This window comes from Salinibacterium sp. ZJ450, assembly GCF_011751885.2.
Classification (GTDB): domain Bacteria; phylum Actinomycetota; class Actinomycetes; order Actinomycetales; family Microbacteriaceae; genus Ruicaihuangia.
Genome location: NZ_CP061771.1, coordinates 734264 through 750683, shown reverse-complemented (window position 1 = coordinate 750683; position 16420 = coordinate 734264). Strand labels below are relative to the sequence as shown.

Annotated in this window: 19 protein-coding genes and 1 tRNA gene; 8 read left to right on the top strand and 12 right to left on the bottom strand. The window is 65.6% G+C overall.

The window, feature by feature from the left end:
- Positions 1 to 52: 52 nt before the first annotated feature.
- The gene (nhaA, locus tag HCT51_RS03650; RefSeq protein ID WP_166870448.1) at positions 53 to 1396 is read right to left on the bottom strand and encodes a Na+/H+ antiporter NhaA; all 1344 of its coding nucleotides are present in this window, start codon (positions 1394 to 1396) and stop codon (positions 53 to 55) included.
- A gap of 577 nt (positions 1397 to 1973) precedes the next feature.
- Between nhaA and HCT51_RS03645 the strand changes: the two genes are divergently transcribed.
- The 3 genes from HCT51_RS03645 (at position 1974) to HCT51_RS03635 (ending at position 5173) form a co-directional block, all read left to right on the top strand.
- Positions 1974 to 3293, top strand: coding sequence for a quaternary amine ABC transporter ATP-binding protein (locus tag HCT51_RS03645; protein WP_166870446.1), 1320 nt, complete (start codon positions 1974 to 1976; stop codon positions 3291 to 3293).
- Positions 3290 to 4177, top strand: coding sequence for an ABC transporter permease (locus HCT51_RS03640; RefSeq protein ID WP_166870444.1), 888 nt, complete (start codon positions 3290 to 3292; stop codon positions 4175 to 4177). Before HCT51_RS03645 ends, HCT51_RS03640 begins: the two co-directional genes overlap by 4 nt.
- 99 nt (positions 4178 to 4276) lie before the next feature.
- On the top strand, positions 4277 to 5173 hold the full coding sequence (locus HCT51_RS03635; protein WP_166870442.1) for a glycine betaine ABC transporter substrate-binding protein: 897 nt from the start codon (positions 4277 to 4279) through the stop codon (positions 5171 to 5173).
- 118 nt (positions 5174 to 5291) lie between these two features.
- On the opposite strand, the gene HCT51_RS03630 is transcribed toward HCT51_RS03635, so the two are convergent.
- Complete coding sequence (locus tag HCT51_RS03630) at positions 5292 to 5570, bottom strand: hypothetical protein (protein ID WP_166870440.1); 279 nt, start codon at positions 5568 to 5570, stop codon at positions 5292 to 5294.
- A 150-nt stretch (positions 5571 to 5720) separates the two neighbouring features.
- Here HCT51_RS03630 and HCT51_RS03625 point away from each other — a divergent pair.
- From HCT51_RS03625 to HCT51_RS03615, 3 genes are all read left to right on the top strand, one after another.
- Positions 5721 to 5792 (top strand) — tRNA-Gly (locus HCT51_RS03625).
- 63 nt (positions 5793 to 5855) lie between these two features.
- The gene (locus HCT51_RS03620; RefSeq protein WP_166870438.1) at positions 5856 to 6635 is read left to right on the top strand and encodes an alpha/beta fold hydrolase; all 780 of its coding nucleotides are present in this window, start codon (positions 5856 to 5858) and stop codon (positions 6633 to 6635) included.
- Positions 6635 to 7162, top strand: a complete 528-nt coding sequence (locus tag HCT51_RS03615) for a GNAT family N-acetyltransferase (RefSeq protein WP_166870436.1) — start codon at positions 6635 to 6637, stop codon at positions 7160 to 7162. Before HCT51_RS03620 ends, HCT51_RS03615 begins: the two co-directional genes overlap by 1 nt.
- On the opposite strand, the gene HCT51_RS03610 is transcribed toward HCT51_RS03615, so the two are convergent.
- On the bottom strand, positions 7091 to 7417 hold the full coding sequence (locus tag HCT51_RS03610; protein ID WP_166870434.1) for a hypothetical protein: 327 nt from the start codon (positions 7415 to 7417) through the stop codon (positions 7091 to 7093). The two genes, HCT51_RS03615 and HCT51_RS03610, sit on opposite strands and share 72 nt — an antisense overlap.
- A gap of 56 nt (positions 7418 to 7473) precedes the next feature.
- Between HCT51_RS03610 and HCT51_RS03605 the strand changes: the two genes are divergently transcribed.
- The gene (locus HCT51_RS03605) at positions 7474 to 8928 is read left to right on the top strand and encodes an HNH endonuclease (RefSeq protein WP_166870432.1); all 1455 of its coding nucleotides are present in this window, start codon (positions 7474 to 7476) and stop codon (positions 8926 to 8928) included.
- 48 nt (positions 8929 to 8976) lie between these two features.
- Here the strand turns inward: HCT51_RS03605 and HCT51_RS03600 are convergent, their stop codons facing one another.
- The gene (locus HCT51_RS03600) at positions 8977 to 9387 is read right to left on the bottom strand and encodes a GNAT family acetyltransferase (RefSeq protein WP_166870430.1); all 411 of its coding nucleotides are present in this window, start codon (positions 9385 to 9387) and stop codon (positions 8977 to 8979) included.
- A 98-nt stretch (positions 9388 to 9485) separates the two neighbouring features.
- Between HCT51_RS03600 and HCT51_RS03595 the strand changes: the two genes are divergently transcribed.
- Positions 9486 to 9710, top strand: a complete 225-nt coding sequence (locus HCT51_RS03595; RefSeq protein WP_166870428.1) for a PLDc N-terminal domain-containing protein — start codon at positions 9486 to 9488, stop codon at positions 9708 to 9710.
- A 3-nt stretch (positions 9711 to 9713) separates the two neighbouring features.
- On the opposite strand, the gene HCT51_RS03590 is transcribed toward HCT51_RS03595, so the two are convergent.
- The 8 genes from HCT51_RS03590 to HCT51_RS03555 form a co-directional block, all read right to left on the bottom strand.
- Positions 9714 to 10142: a nitroreductase/quinone reductase family protein gene (locus HCT51_RS03590; RefSeq protein WP_166870425.1), complete on the bottom strand. Its 429-nt coding sequence runs from the start codon at positions 10140 to 10142 to the stop codon at positions 9714 to 9716.
- Between the two features lie 53 nt (positions 10143 to 10195).
- A complete protein-coding gene (locus tag HCT51_RS03585; RefSeq protein WP_166870423.1) occupies positions 10196 to 10786 on the bottom strand; it encodes a DinB family protein in 591 nt (196 codons plus the stop codon).
- Positions 10783 to 11490, bottom strand: coding sequence for an alpha/beta fold hydrolase (locus HCT51_RS03580; RefSeq protein ID WP_166870421.1), 708 nt, complete (start codon positions 11488 to 11490; stop codon positions 10783 to 10785). Before HCT51_RS03580 ends, HCT51_RS03585 begins: the two co-directional genes overlap by 4 nt.
- 49 nt (positions 11491 to 11539) lie before the next feature.
- On the bottom strand, positions 11540 to 11959 hold the full coding sequence (locus HCT51_RS03575) for a hypothetical protein (RefSeq protein WP_166870419.1): 420 nt from the start codon (positions 11957 to 11959) through the stop codon (positions 11540 to 11542).
- A 19-nt stretch (positions 11960 to 11978) separates the two neighbouring features.
- Complete coding sequence (locus HCT51_RS03570; RefSeq protein WP_224760647.1) at positions 11979 to 13961, bottom strand: APC family permease; 1983 nt, start codon at positions 13959 to 13961, stop codon at positions 11979 to 11981.
- Positions 13962 to 14040: 79 nt separating this feature from the next.
- The gene (locus HCT51_RS03565; RefSeq protein WP_166870417.1) at positions 14041 to 14220 is read right to left on the bottom strand and encodes a hypothetical protein; all 180 of its coding nucleotides are present in this window, start codon (positions 14218 to 14220) and stop codon (positions 14041 to 14043) included.
- A 124-nt stretch (positions 14221 to 14344) separates the two neighbouring features.
- Positions 14345 to 15028 (bottom strand): potassium channel family protein, encoded by a 684-nt coding sequence (locus HCT51_RS03560; RefSeq protein ID WP_224760646.1) that lies wholly within the window; start codon positions 15026 to 15028, stop codon positions 14345 to 14347.
- Positions 15021 to 16367, bottom strand: a complete 1347-nt coding sequence (locus HCT51_RS03555; protein WP_166870415.1) for a TrkH family potassium uptake protein — start codon at positions 16365 to 16367, stop codon at positions 15021 to 15023. Before HCT51_RS03555 ends, HCT51_RS03560 begins: the two co-directional genes overlap by 8 nt.
- Positions 16368 to 16420 lie beyond the last annotated feature (53 nt).

The following is a 16420-nucleotide window of genomic DNA, read 5'->3' as shown; positions in this document are numbered from 1 at the left end:
AATTGGTGCCCGTTGAGCGTCCCCTCCATGCGCGAAAAGGCGCATGTCCGCATCATGAAGCGGGTCGTTGGTACGCGTCCGGTACACCGTCGCTGTCGGCGTCGACCCGTTCGTGGGCTTCGATTCGACGGTACTGCCGGTTGCGGATGCGGAGCACAACGGTGGCTAGCGCAGCTGCGAGCAGCGAGGCGGCCAGGATGGCGACCTTGGCGTGATCGTTTGCCGGGTCGCCGAGACCGAAGCTCAGCTCGGCGACCAGTAGCGAGACGGTGAATCCGATGCCAGCGAGCAGTCCGATGCCGAGCAGGTCGATCCATTTGTACGAGGGGTCCAGCTGGGATCGGGTGAGCTTGGTTACCAGCCATGTTGTGGCGACGATGCCAAGCGGTTTGCCGATAACGAGGGCGGCAATGATGCCGATGGTGACCGTGTCGGTGAACGCCGCGCCGAGCCCGTCCGTTCCGCCGACGGCCACACCGGCGGAGAAGAATGCGAAGACCGGGACGGCGAAGCCGGCGGAAACCGGTCGGACGCGATGCTCAAGAACCTCGGCAAGTCCAGGTCCCGCATCGGGTCCACCGCTTGCCTTGCTGCGGAGCACGGGGATGGTGAAGCCGAGCACGACGCCGGCGATCGTGGCGTGAATGCCGGAGGCGTGCAGCAGCGCCCAGGCGATGATGCCGATGGGCAACAGGATCAGCCAGGCGGCGACGGGGTTGAGGCCGAAGAAGCGGCGGTATTTCTGAGCGAGGAATGCGTAGATGGCGACAGGGACGAGGAAGAGAAGCAGCGGAACCGGGGCGATGTCGGTGGTGTAGAACACGGCGATGATGGCGATCGCGAGCAGGTCGTCGACTACCGCGAGAGTGAGCAGGAAGATCCGCAGCGCGCTGGGTAGGTGCGAGCCGATGACGGCGAGCACTGCGACGGCGAAGGCAATGTCGGTGGCGGTCGGGATCGCCCAGCCGCGGATAGCTTCCGGGTCGCCCCAGTTGATCGCCGCGTAAATGAGCGCGGGGACCGCCACGCCACCGACCGCTGCCGCGACGGGGACCATGGCCTTCCGGAAATCGCGTAGGTCGCCTGCGACGAACTCGCGTTTGAGTTCCAGTCCGACCAGGAAGAAGAACACGGCGAGCAATCCGTCGGCGGCCCAGGCACCGAGGCTCAGGTTGAGGTGCCACGGTTCGTAGCCGATCGTGAAATCACGGAGCGCGAAGTAACTGTCCGAGGCGGGAGAGTTCGCCCAAATCAGGGCAATGACGGCGGCCGCGACGAGCAGCATTCCGCCGACGGTTTCCTTGCGCAGGATCTCACTGATGCGCAGGGCTTCGCGGTAACTGCCGCGGCTGAGAACAGAACGGCTCGGTTGGTGATTGGGACCGTGAGCGGTCATGGAGCTCCTTGCGGATCGACAACAGAAATGCCGACCAGACTTCCCGGCTCACCGATGTCCAACTTTACCGGCGCTTGCGGTCGCCAGCTTTGCTCGCTCCGGTCAGGCGTGCAGAGCCGCACAACGATCATCGCAAACTCGGATGGTTGTCCGTCAGGTGAGGGAGCGCCCGGCTGGATTCCCGCGCGTCCTTCAGCCCGGAGAAGTTGCATCACAACTGAGTTTTTATAACGAATTCGCAACTTCGAGAATCCGCGAATCCATGCGGATCACACGGGGTCGGCGGGTGGCGAACGGCGGATAACGGCCGCGGATCCCGCTTGTGGGGCCTTTGCCGCTGCTAGCGTAAGCAGCGGTTTTACGACCCCATCGCCAGGACGCGCATGTGGGCGGCTGCCCCTTCGGGCCGCCCCGCATTCGTACGGTGAGACGGTGAAAGACGCAGCCCCGATGGCAGCGTCGGCCCGCAGGTTGATCGAAAGATTCCCGCGGACCGGACACCGGCTACCCGTCCGCCACGAGATACCCGCGCGATCTGCCTGCTTACCTCCGGCATCGCGTGCATCGGAGCACCCCTGTGTCAGATTCCATCGCCGTCAAAGCGACCAACCTCTACAAAGTATTCGGACGCAAACCGCGCGAATCGGTGGCGAAGCTCGCCGCGGGTTCAACCCGGCAGGATGTCGCGAGCCTCGGTACCGCGGCCGTGATCGACGCCTCATTCGAGGTGCGCACCGGGGAGATCTTCGTGGTCATGGGCCTCTCGGGATCGGGCAAGTCCACGCTGATCCGATTGCTGAACGGACTGCTCGACGCCACCTCGGGCTCGGTGGACGTCGGCGGCGACAGCATTACCGACGCCAGCCCGGCCGAGCTTCGCGACATCCGTCGACGCCGTGTCTCGATGGTGTTCCAGCATTTCGCCCTACTGCCGCACCGCACCGTGCTCGACAACGTCGCCTACGGGCTCGAGGTGCAGGGGGTATCCCGCGACGAGCGACACACCAAGGCCCACAGGATCATCGAGATCGTGGGACTTGCCGGCTGGGAAGACAAGCTGCCGTCGGAGCTGTCCGGTGGCATGCAGCAGCGTGTCGGGCTGGCCCGTGCGCTTGCCGCGGACACCGACGTGCTGCTGATGGACGAGGCGTTCTCGGCGCTTGACCCGCTGATCCGGCGGGAGATGCAGGAGCAGCTGCTCGAGCTGCAGTCCGAGCTGGGCAAGACGATCATCTTCATCACCCACGATTTGAACGAAGCGATGTTCCTCGGCGATCGGATCGCGGTGATGCGCGACGGCCGGATCGTGCAGATCGGCACACCGGAGGAGATCCTCACCGACCCGGCGAACGACTACGTCGCCCAATTCGTGCAGGATGTCGACCGCGCCCGGGTGCTCACCGCCGCCAGCGTGATGGAACCTGCCCGCGCGGTGGTGAACAGGTCAGCCGGTCCGCGGGCGGCACTGCGCACCATGCGCGACCTGCAGACCTCCGCCGTGCTCGTTGTCGACCGCAATCGCGTGCTCGTGGGTGTAGCGCGCGACCAACCGGTGCTGAACGCCGTGCGCAGTGGAGGCAACGATCTCTCTGCCGTGCTGGAGGCCGGATTCGCACCGGTCGGCCCCGACACCGCGTTGGTCGACCTGATCGAGCGCGCCGTGGAAAGCAATCTTCCCCTCGCCGTCGTCGACGACCGGCAGCGACTCCTCGGCGTTGTGCCGCGGATCACCCTGCTCGCCACGTTCGGAAACGTATCGACGAGCACAGGAGAGATCGCCGTCCTCGAGCCGCCGTCCACTGTTCCGGTCGGCGTGATCACCGACACGCTGCGGGACGCATCGGCAGCGGATGCTGCGGATATTTCAGCCGCCACGTCGGTCGGAGGTCAGCGATGAACGAGATCCGCATCCCCCTGGGTGATTGGGCCGAGACCGTCATCGACTTCATCACCGAGTACTTCGGCGGCGTCTTCGACCTGATCCGCACCGTATTCCTCGGTGCGTATGACGCTGTCGATGCCGTGCTCTCCACGCCGCCGTTCTGGGCGGTGGTCCTGGTCGCCGCGATCCTCGCGCTTGCTGCCCGCGGCTGGAAACTCGCCGTCGGCGCGGTGGTCGGCCTGCTGCTGATCGTCGGGGTGGACCAGTGGGAGAACGCGATGGATTCCCTCGCGCTGGTGCTGGTCGCGAGCGTGATCGCGATCCTGATCAGCGTGCCGCTGGGCATCCTGTCCGCCCGCTCCAACGTGGCATCCGCGATCATCCGGCCGGTGCTGGACTTCATGCAGACCATGCCGGCGTTCGTCTACCTGATCCCGGCGCTGATCCTGTTCCGGGTCGGCGTGGTGCCCGGAATCGTCGCCACGATCATCTTCGCGATGGCGCCTGGCGTGCGACTCACCGAGCTCGGCATCCGCGGCGTCGACCATGAGGTCGTCGAGGCCGGCCATGCGTTCGGCTCGTCCCCTTGGCGCATCCTGCGTCAGATCCAGCTACCGCTGGCGATGCCCACCATCCTGGCGGGCGTCAACCAGGTAATCATGCTCTCTTTGTCCATGGTCGTCATCGCCGGCATGGTCGGCGCCGGCGGACTCGGCGGACAGGTCGTCGCCAGCCTGAACCGCATCGATGTCGCCCTCGGCTTCGAGGCGGGACTCTCGGTTGTCATCCTCGCGATCTTCCTCGACCGGCTGACCTCTGCCCTCGGCCGCGGCGCGACGCCGCTTTCCAGATTCCGGGCCCGTGGCCGCTCCAGAGCCGCCTCCCGCACCGGAGCCTAACTTCCCCCACTCGCGAATGCTGTCGCATTCGTGGCCAAGCGCGCGGTGACGCGTGCGCACGTCAACCCGCGCGCCTCGGCGCGCAGAACAGGAAGACACATGAAGAAACGCACCTTGTCGCTACTAGCTGTCGGAAGCATTTCCGCTCTGGCCCTCACAGGATGTTCGGCGGCCTCGGGCGGCGCATCCGCAACCCTCGAGAATGGCGACCAGCGCGACATCACGATCGCGGTGTTCAACGGCTGGGATGAAGGCATCGCCGTCTCCCTGCTCTGGGAAACCATCCTCGAAGACGAGGGCTACGAGGTCGAACTCGAATACGCAGACCCGGCACCCGTGTTCAGCGGACTCGCCTCGGGTGACTACGACGTCAACATGGATGTCTGGCTTCCCACCACCCACGAGGCATACCTTGACAAATACGGCGACGATATCGTGGAACTCGGCGTCTGGAACTCCGAAGCGCGCAACACAATAGCGGTGAACGCGGACGCACCCATCGACTCGCTCACCGAACTCGCTGACAACGCCGACCTGTTCGGCAACCGCATCGTAGGAATCGAGCCGGGAGCCGGGCTCACGGCGCTCACCGAGGACGCGGTCATTCCCGGCTACGGCCTTGAGGACATGGAGTACCTCACCTCATCGACGGCGGCCATGCTGACAGAGCTCACCGCCGCCACGAAGGCAGGCGAGAACATCGTCGTCACGCTCTGGGAGCCGCACTGGGCCTACGGCGCGTTCCCCTTGAAGAACCTTGAAGACCCGGAAGGGGCGCTCGGTGAGGCCGAGAGCATGACCAGCTACGCCCGCGACGGGCTGAAGGAAGACGCTCCGCAGCTCACCAAATGGCTGAGCGAGTTCGAGATGGACCTCGAAAAGCTTTACTCGCTCGAAACCCTGCTCTTCGTCGACAACGACACAGATGACTACGGCCCTTTGATCGAAGGATGGATCGCAGAGAACCAGGACTGGGTAGACACGCTCACGGACTAACCTCCCAAGCGGGTCACGGCGCACGCCGAGTCAATGGCCACGCATGAGCTGGCACGCCGCTCGTGCGTGGCCATTTGACGAATGCAAGGTCCTCCGCCGCATCCGCACAGCCTCGTTATCAGAAGGCAATCGAAACCCACGTCAGCATCACGATGGCAAGACCGATGCTGATCGCGATGGGCCCGATCACGCGCAGCCTCATGTGCGTCAGCTGCCGCGTCCATGGCGCGAGGATCAACATGCCGGTCACCAGCAGCGTGCTGGTCAGGACCGATACGACTGCGAGCCAATGATCTGAGTCCGCGTACACGCCGGACGCGCCGCATCCGTAGATCCCACACCAAGAGAACCTGGCCAGTACGGCCGCCCAATACTGGACTACGGCGGCAATCGGCACCGCCCACAGGAGGTGCAACGCTCCAAGCCCCTTGCGCTTCGTTGGTAATCCGGTCCATTCCGCGATGTACGTCCCGCATGTTCGGCGTGTGCGGCGCTGGCCACTTTGTCCGATAAACTCGTTACCCGTTGCAATTTATGCAACGTGATTGCGGATGTGGCGCAGTGGTAGCGCATCACCTTGCCAAGGTGAGGGTCGCGAGTTCGAATCTCGTCATCCGCTCAGAATGTATCCCGGGGGTTGCCCCCAGGGAAGCGCGTAACCCTGGTCTGGGACACTAATCCCATGAGCGCCAGCCCCGACCGAGCAGACAACCGACACCTCATCTTCATCCACGGCGGTGGCGTTGGCCCGTGGATGTGGTGCCCCCAGCGGGACTTCTTCGACGGGGCATACCGGGTTCACACACCATTCCTGCCCGGCCACAACCCTGACGCATCCGACGACTTCACGCCCCATGCTGCGGCAGCACGCTCGATTGCGGAGCAGACCGGCCTTGAGCAAATCACCGGCGATGTGACCGTGATCGGCTTCTCGGCGGGCGGCCAGATCGCCATCGAGCTGGCCGCGGCCTATCCGGAACGGATCACCCGCGCTGTGGTGACCAGTTCGCTGCTGCACCCTCTGGCTGGCGGCCGGGTGCTGGCGGGCATCGCGGCGGCCGCAGCGCCGCTCGGCAGGCTGAGAGGCTTCGCGCAGGCCCAGGCCAAGCAGCTTTATGTGTCCGACCCTGACTTCGATCAATACTTCGACCTGTCGCGCTCGATCTCGACGACCACGCTCTTTAACCTGATGCGGGCGAACTTCTCGTTCCGGGTACCTGACTCGTTCCGCACGCATTCTCGCCCGACCTTATTACTCGCCGGCGCTCGGGAACAGCGGAGCCTCATCCGCGGAATGAAGCAGTTGAACGCGGAGCTCAGCGACAGTCGTTTCGATGTGGTCGAGGGTGTTGCCCATGGAATCCCGCTGGCCCAACCCGAGCGGTTCGCCATGCTTCTGGATTCCTGGCTCGCAGCTCTGGAGGGTCGTCCCGCACGGGATGCCGCGTCGAGGCCGCAATAATGGCGGCCACACGGCTTATTTCAACGGATGACGCGGCACGACTGTCCCGACTGCTGCAGGCAAACCGGGAGTTCTTGGCCCCGTGGGAACCGCTTCGCGGCGAGCAGTACTTCACCGAACCGGGGCAGCAAGCCGATGCTGAGGCCGCCCTGGAGCGGTACGACCGGGGCGAGGCGATCCCGCACGTCATTCTCGATGAGGGCGGCCAAGTCATCGGACGGATCACGCTGAGCGGAATTGTCCGCGGCCCGTTCCAGTCGTGCAGCCTGGGCTACTGGCTCGCGTCGGAGTACACCGGGCGGGGCTTCGCCACCGCGGCGGCGCGTGAGCTGACCACTCTGGCCTTCGACTCGGGCCTTCACCGCGTGGAAGCCGGCACCCTCGTCGACAACGTCCGGTCACAGCGGGTGCTGGAGCGTGTGGGTTTCACCCGGTTCGGGCTCGCGCCTGAGTACCTAAATATCGCTGGGCGGTGGCAGGACCACGTCATGTTCCAGCTGCTGTCCGACCATCGCGAACCACTCTGAAGTAGCCGCGTTCAGCGCCTGTAACGGCGACGTCGACGCGCGTGAACAGTCCTGCTCACCCTGCGCAACCGTCTGGATATTCGGGGTGTCCGCCGCAAGGCGGTACAGCGAGTCGATCGTGTCGCCAGTGTCCAGGAACCGGCCGACAAACCAGCCGCCCAGCAGCCACAGCACGACGACGACTGAGACGATGGAGGCCGCGCTGAGACCGGCGATGGTCGCCCACCGTCCCACAGCTGCACGTCGCTCGCTCATCCGGTGAGCGTAGAGCGTGCTGCGGGAATGTCGGTGGCCCACGCTTGAATAGGGGCATGGACACAGGAGTCGAGGAATGGGGCGAACCGGACGTCATCGCTGAGTCCTACCTCGACTTCGACCAAATGCCTCCGGATCCGCTGTCTGCCGAGGACTACAACACCATCATCGAGGCGCTGATCCAGGATTTCCAACGGGGCGAATACGATGAGTCCACCGAAGAGCTGTGCTGGGTGGATGAACTACTGCCGGCCGATCCGGTGGAGCCGTCCGATGCCTCGGAGCAGCTCGAGGAACTAGAGCCGGCCGATCCGATCGCGGCGGGCATCGCGCGCGTCGCCCGGCGGCAGCAAACCCGCGCCGCGCTCGAAGCGGAAGACGCCCGAGACCTGGCGGAGCTGGCCCAGTTGGTCGTAGCCGAAGCCGGCCCGGGCGCCGACCGAGGAACCGCCCGGGCAATGACCTACCGGTCCCTCGCCGCCGAACTCGCCCTAGCCACCCACCTCTCCGACCGCACCTTCCAGACCCGGATCAACACCGCCGAGACCCTTGTCGGCGACTTCCCGGCAACCCTCACCGCGCTGGCAGCTGGCACGATCAGCATCGGCCACGCCCGGGTCATCATGGAAGCCGGGTTCCCGATCGGCGACCCCGAACAGCGCGCCCGCTACGAGCACGCGGTGCTGGAACGCGCGGAGACGATCACGCCCGGCCGGTTGGGCAAACAGGCGCAACTCGCGGCCGCCCGGCTCGGCGACGTCACCTTCCAAGACCGCCATGAGAAGGCGGTCGCGGAACGCTCGGTACGGATCGCGGATGTCGGTGACGGCATGTCCGAGGTGATCCACACCGTGTCGACCGTGTTCGCGGTCGCCATGCGCGACCGGCTCACCCAGCAGGCCAAGGCGGTGAAGGCCGCCAACCCGGCCGATCCGCGCACCCTGGACCAGATCCGCGCCGACCTCGCCTGCGAGCTGATGCTGACCGGACAACCCACCGGCCACCCGGAGGCCCCGCACGCCGCAGGGGTCGGCATCCGCGCCGAGGTATCCGTCGTCATCCCGATGCTCACCCTGCTCGGCCAGGGCGACGAACCCGCCACCATCGCCGGTGCCGGACCGATCGGACTCCAGGAGGCGCTCCGGCTCGCCGGAGACGCCCCCACCTGGGTGCGGATACTCACCCACCCGGTGTCCGAGCAGGTGCTCGCGGTGGATACCTATCGGCCGTCGGCCCAGTTGCGGCGGTTCCTGCGGGCCAGAGACGGCCGATGTCGATGCCCGTCCTGCATGCGCGCCGCGATCTGGTCCGATATCGACCACACCCTCGCGAGAGAACACGACGGACCCACCCAGGCAGATAACCTCGCCTGTCTCTGCGAAGGCCACCACACCCTGAAACACTTCCCCGGCTGGACGGTGAAACAGATCAGCCCGGGCGTGCTCGAATGGACCAGCCCCCACGGTGTGGTCGCCACCGACTACCCGGACACCCCCATCAAGTTCCAGTAAGCATGGCGGTTCGAGTGACCACAATCGTGCCCTAAGCGCAGCCGGAAGCTACGTCAACCATTTCGACCGCACCTGCACGTCGGCGTCTTCATATCCCAGGTGGTCGTAGAAGCCCAGTACTGACTCGTTGGTCGAGCGGACCATGAGCTGGACTTTCACTGCACCGTGCTCGCGAAGCCATCGCTCAGCTGCCGCCATCATCCGTCGTCCCAGCCCGGTGCCGCGCTGATCCTCACCTACGGCGAGGTAATAGACCCATCCGCGGTGCCCATCGTGACCAACCATTACTGTGCCGACCAATCGGTCGTTATCGAAAGCGCCCAGAACCGTTGAGGTGGCGCCGTCGACAGCACGCCGCAGGTCGAGCTCGGGCGGGTTCCATGGTCGGGTGAGTCCGGCTTCGTGCCACAGCGAAATAGCTGCCTCAGAGTCACCGGCAGTCAGGTCGCGGATCTGCATAGGTCAAGCTTGCCGGAACACGAACACGAGATGCTGTCGCGAACTGTTGACGAGGCGACATCCGCCCCCTAGCGTGTCCTCAAGAATGGAGGCGACGCATGGACACCTTGCTGACGCTAGTCATCGCCGCACCGATCGGCGCCGCCTATCTGGCCGCGCTCGTGTACGCCATCGTTCAGGTCATCCGCACCCCGCAGCTGTCGGACGCCGCGAAGTTGGTGTGGGGTGTGGCCATCGTCCTGCAACCGTTCCTGGCCGCGCTGGTCTGGTACTTCGCGGGGCCTCGGCCATTCGGCATCCGTTTGGTGCGCGATCTTCGCTAGCGGCTACCGCACGGGGCTCAGAATGGCCATCGGAATCAGCCGATCGACCTTGGCTTGGTAGCGGTCGAAGAACGGGGCGCGGCTGGTCAATTGGTGCCAGAGCCGTGCCCGCTCACTGGGACCAGCGATGGTCACCGTGACGGTGATGCGGCGTGGGCCCACCTCGATCACCGCCTGATCGGCGTGCCGCAGGTTGCGAAACCACTGCGGTTCCTTCGCGGACCCGCCCGCGGAGCCGGTGACCACGAACCGGTGGGCATCCATGATGTACGAGACGGCGGTGGTGTGGGGCAAGCCAGTTTTGCGGCCGGGTACCGTGAGCAGCAGCACCGATAGTCCGCCCATCCGGCCCAGCAGCCGGCCGCTGGTTGCCCGGTAGATCGCGTTGTTCAGCGCGCCCGCGGCGCGTCTCAGTCGCCGTCCAATCGTCATGTCGAGCCTCCTCTACTCGGCTCAGTGACTACTAAGTTCTGCGACCGCTGGGTTCAGCGACCGCCGGCCTCCCGCGCGGTGTTCTCCACCCGCTGGCGGTACTCCTGCCACCACGCGAGGTCACCTGGCGGCATGTTCTCGTTGCCTTTGCGCATTCCCGCCGCTCCGTCGATCAACTCGCGAACGATGTCGGCATGCCCGGCGTGCCGATGCGTCTCGGCGATCAGGTGCACAATGATCTGCTCGAGGGTGACCGCGCGACGCTCCTCCGGCCACCACGGCACCAGACCATCCGCATCGAGCGGCAGCGCCTCGATGGTGGCATCCCCGTGCGCCCAGACACGGTGGTAGACCTCGACTATCCACTCTCTGGACTCGTCGGCGGTAGCCCACATGTCGGCATTCGGCTCTGCACTCTCCTCCATCCACGGAAGTGACTCCTCGAACGGACGACCGAACACGTCTCCCAGGTAGCCTGCCTCCACGCCCGCGACGTGTTTGACCAGCCCCAGCAAGTTGGTACCGGAGGGCACCAACGGCCGGCGCACGTCGTACTCAGAGAGTCCATCAAGCTTCCAGAGAAGTGCCTCCCGTCCGGCAACGAGATACCGGTGCAGATGCGCCTTCAAAATGTCGCCGCTCATGACTGCCGCCCATCAACGGCCGCGAGAATGACGTCGGCCAGGTCGACCGGTCGGGTGAACTGCGGCCAGTGCCCGGTGGGCAGGTCAACGTACTCGACATCACGCAGACGACCGAGTTCGGACACCCACGGCTCGCCGTCCTGAATCCACCCCTGCAACTGGTCAGATGTGAACTCACAGGCGATCACCGTGGCCGGCACGCCGTAGCGCCGTTCGTCGTGCAGTTGCTGCTGGTCGGATGCCACCCGCCGCGGCTCCGGCACCGCTCGAGCGCGAAAGGCGGCCCGCACCTCGTCGGTCAGGTCGACCAGGTCTGGCTCGCCGAACTCGCTCCAGTCGGGCAGCGGCAGGTCATCGCCGTCAACCGTGAACTCGTCGGTGATGGCGTCACCGTCACCGAGCGGAAAGCTGTCCACATAGATGGCCCGCGCGACCCGATTCGGGCGAGCGTCCAGCGCCCCGTGAATGATGGCTCCGCCGCCGGAGTGACCGACCAGCACCACCGACTCGTCGAGGGAATCGATCCGGGCGATGACAGCGTCAACGTGGTCACCGAGCCCGATGCCTGCCCGCGGGGCGTCGACCGATTCCAGCCCGGGCAGGGTGAGCGGATGCACTCGGTGCCCGGCCGCAACGAGGGGCGGGGTCACCTCAGACCAGGATGACGCGTCGAGCCAGAACCCGGGCACGAGGATGATGTCCATGCCGAGAACCTACAGGGCACGGCCGAGCCGCGCAGCCCGGCCCGCCCGGTCAGTCGCCACCACCGCCGCCGTCTCCCCCGCCACCGCCACCGCTGTCTCCACCGTCGCCCCATGAGCCGCCGCCCCACCAGCCGCCGCTCGAGCCGCCAGCCCCAGAGCCAGAAGACCCAGACCCAGACCCAGACCCAGACGAGCGGATGCCGCGCTCCCGCCGCATCCGGCTGGTGAATCGCGGGTACCTGCGCACCAGCCCGATCTTGCGCACCACGGCAACGACCACGACAATCACCCCGGCCACCAGCGCGAGGAACAGCAGCATCTGCACGACCTCGGAAAACACCTGCGCGATGCCAAACATGGCCGGCACAAAACCCAGCACCATCAGGCTGACCCCGGTCCACTGCATCCGGTTCAGCGCTCTGTCGGCCTCACGGAATGCGGTGTAGGTCAACTGCTGTTCTTTGCTCACGCTTCTTATCTTCGCGCGGTCAGCCACCCACGTGTATCCCGGGGCGCTTGGCCGGGTCCGGCTCGCTCTCCCGAAGGATCTCCCGGACGACCGGAGGCGTGTCGCCACGGCCGAGCAGCAGATAGCGGAACAGGTGCGTCAGCGGGTTGCCCTCCGACCATTCGAAGAAGGCGTGCGGCCGTACCCCGGTCGCGTCTCGCAACGCCAGCAGGATGGCGGCAATGGCGTTCGGTGCGGCCGGGCTGCTGACGCGCAGGATCCGGTGGCTACCGACCTGCACCCCGTGCACGCGCAGCACCTCCCGGAACTCGGACGGGTCCACCACCTCGATCTCGAGGAACAGCACATCCGCCGTCCCCGGCACCGGGTTCATCCTGCGCTGCTCCAACTCCTTTTCCTTGTACTCCTTGCCGCTGCGCACCTGCGGACGGTGGGCGATCAGGTTCAACTGGCCATCGTGCACCAGCGAATCCGAGATGAATCGCCGCGCCGCCGAGTCGAACTCGATCCGCTCGGCGCGCAGCTCGGTGGTGCGCGTCACCCGCGAGACGAGCGAGACGACAACGATGCCGAGGATGAAGAACCCCGAGATGGCGATTCCGTCCGGTTTGGCCAGAATGTTGTCGATCAGGGCGTATCCGAGCACCGCGGTGAGCGCCGCGAACCCGACGATGCTGCGCCTACGCTGCCGCTTGATCGACGAGATGGTCACGGCGAGCGCCCCGGACACCATCATCGCCAGCACTCCGGTGGCGTACGCGCCCGCCTGCGCGTTGACATCCGCCTGGAAACCGATCGTGATCGCGATGCTGACGCCGGTGTACACCAGCACCACCGGACGGATCGCTCTGGCCCAATCCGGCGCCATGCCGTATGACGGCAAGTACCGCGGCACGATGTTGATGAGTCCCGCCATCGCCGACGCTCCGGCGAACCACAAGATCAGGATGCTGCTGATGTCGTAGACGGTGCCGAAGCCGTTGCCGAGCAGTTCATGAGCCAGATACGCCAGAGCGCGACCGTTGGCCTCGCCACCGTCTTCGAACGCCTCTGCGGGGATCAGCAGGGTGGTGACGATGCTGCTGGTCATCAGATAGACGCTCATGATCACGGCGGCTCCCGTGAGCAGCTTGCGAGTGTTGTGCACCCGCGAGGCCAGCCGTTCCTCGGGAGTCGCGCCGGATGCGCGCACCAGGGGCATCATGCTTACGCCGGTTTCAAAGCCGGAGAGGCCGAGCACCAGCAGGGGGAAGGCGATGAGTGCGGGGGCGAGGATGCTGCTGAAACCGCCGCCGGCCGAGGTCAGCGCACCCAGCCAATCCGCGGCGAGCGCCGGTTCGCTGATGATGCTGGCCAGGCCCACACCGATGATCACGGCGTTCAGGCCGAGGAAGGCCACCACGAGCGGAACCGCGACCGCCACCGCTTCGGTGAAGCCGAGCAGGAACACCCCGCCCAGAATGAGCAGCAGGATGACGGTGATCAGCACGCTCTGCCCCGAGAGCGCCTCTGGCACGAACGGGTTCTCGAGAAGGTGCACCGTCGCGTCCGCCGCCGACAGGGTGATGGTGATGATCCAGGATGTCGCCACGAATCCGAGCAGCACCAGAACAAAGATCTTGCCCTGCCAGAACGGCAACAGGCGCTCGAGCATGGCGACCGAGCCCTGCCCGTGCGGGCTCTCCTTGGCCACCCGGCGGTACATCGGCAACATCCCCAGAAGGGTCAGCGCAACGATCAGCAGCGTCGCGAGCGGCGACAACGCGCCGGCGGTGATGATGGCAATGGAGGGGAGGTAGGACAGGGTGGAGAAGTAGTCCACCCCGGTGAGGCACATCACTTTCCACCAGGCGTCGGTGTCGGCCTGTTCCGTGATCTCCGGCCCCGAGGGTTGCACCGTGTCGCGCAGAAGCCAGCGGCGGAAGGTGCTCGCGGGTGCTGTGTGCTCTCCCGGGCCGGGAACGCTCTCGGGGATATGGAACTTAGCGGCTGTCTCGCTCACGTGACTTCCTGCACTGTGTTCACCAGATCAGAAGGGCAAGCATACGCGCCCGACGACCTCCTGTCGCGGGTCGTTCCGCTCAGTCTGTGACGGGCTGCAGCACGCTCGGATGGGCCGGTTCCCGCAGTCCCAGGGCCTCTTCAATGCGCGCCAGACGGCGACTCATCATGACGAAGGCGATGACGGATGCCGTCAGCCCGACGCCCACGAGGGAAATCAGCACGAGCTGGATGGTCAGTTCGATCCCCGCGCTGATCATGTCTCCCCACCAATCGCTTCGGGCCTGTTGGTGTTACTGGGCTGAGGCTAGCTGAGCTACTCTCGCGGCGCTAGAGGAAATCTGCCCCGGATTTCCGTGGCGCACCGCACTGAATCGCGTGTGCTCAGCGCAGCTGCCCAAATGCCTCGGCTTTGCCGATCGGTCCGGACACCAGAATCGTGTCATCGTCTTCGATCACAGTCTCGAGGTCTGCATTCCGCCACCCGGCGTCGCCTCGCTTGTAGGCGAGAACCGTGACGCCGAACCGCGACCGGATGTCGCTGTCACGAAGCCGCACCCCGCGCACCAGGCTGTTCGGGCTCATCTTGACGATCGCGAAGTCCCGGTCGACCTCGATATAGTCCAGCGCCGCGCCGCGCACCAAGTGTGCGACGCGTCGCCCCATGTCCTTCTCGGGGTAGACCACATGCTGAACGCCGAGCTGTTCGAAGATTTGCCCGTGTGCATCACTGACCGCCTTGGCCCAGATCGCGGGGATGCCGAATCGCAGCAGCAACGATGTGGTGAGGATGCTGGCTTGGATATCGTTGCCGATCGCGACCACCGCCCGGTCGAACTCGTGCACACCGAGCTGCCGCAGCGCCTCCTCATTAGTGGAGTCGGCGCGCACGACGTGAGTGAGCTGGCCGTTCAGCGACTGCACCAGCTCCTCGTCGCTGTCGATGCCGAGCACGTCGGTGCCTGCCGCCATCAATTCCAGGGCGAGCGACGTGCCAAACCGGCCGAGACCGATCACGACCACGGCGTCGGCTTCGGCGATACGGGCGATGCGCTGGGATCTAGCCAATGACGGGCCTTTCCTTGGGAAGTTCGTACAAAATCCGGCGCTGCCGGAGGGCAATGGCCGTGCCGAGCGTGAGTGGCCCGATCCGGCCGAGGAACATTAGAGCCACCAGGATCGCCTGCGCCGCGGTCGGCAGGTCCGCGGTGATCCCCGTCGACAATCCCACGGTTCCAAACGCCGAGATCACCTCGAACAGCACCCGGTCGATCGCAAGATCGGTGAGCAGCATGATCGCACCGGTGGCGGCAATCACGGCGGCGACTGAGACGAGCACGATGGTGATCGCCTGACGGTGCACCGCGCGCGACAGCCGCTTGCCGAAGATATTGACGGCGCCCTCACCGCGCAGCTCGGTGACCATGATGAAGAACAGCACGAGGAAGGTGGTCACCTTGATGCCGCCGGCGGTGCCTGCTGGCCCGCCGCCGATGAACATCAGGATGTCGCTGACCAGCCAGGTCTCCGGATTCATCTCGCCGATCGGCACACTGTTGAATCCCGCCGTGCGGGTCTGCACCGAGTAGAAGAACCCCGCGAGCACCCGCTCGGCCGGCGACATCCCGCCAAGTGTCTGCGGGTTCGACCACTCAATGACACAGGTCAATACCGTGCCGATCAGCAGCAGCGTCGCGGTTCCCACCAGCACGAGCTTGGTGTTCATCGTCCAGTGCAGCGGGTGACGGAACTCCCTGCGCAACTGCATCATCACCGGGAAACCCAATCCGCCCAGGATGACCGCGAGCGCGATCGGCAGGCAGATCCACGCGTCGGTGGCGAAGCCAACCAGATTGTCACTGAAGGTGGAGAACCCGGCGTTGTTGAACGAGGAGACGGCGTGAAACACGCCGTACCAGGCCGAGTCGCCGAGGCTGTAGCCGTAGCCCAGCCAGAACCGCAGGGTGAGCATCAGGAACACCACCGCCTCGATCATCGCGGTGATCCCCACGATGCGCCGGATCAGTCCGGTGACGTCGGCGAGCCCCACGCTCCTGGCCTCGGCCGCCGCCGTGACCCGCGAGCGGATACTCATCTTGCGGGCCAGCGACATCCCGATCAAGGACGCGAAGATCATGATTCCCAGGCCGCCGACCTGGATCAGCACGAGGATGACGACCTGACCGAAGCCGCTCCAGAACACCGGGGTGTCGACGATGATGTGGCCGGTCACGCAGACCGCGGATGTCGCGGTGAACAGCGCCTCCATGAACGTCGCACCGCCCGGCCCGGCCTTGGAGATCGGCAGCAACAGCACCAGGGTGCCCACGATCACCGCACCGGCGAAACCGATGACGACAGCTTGTGCCGGGTGCAGTCCGAGCCGGCCTAGGCCGCTCCGATGCACGCGCTGACTGTGGAGCACGGCGCAAACATTACTCCTCGGCGGAGGTGTCGTGC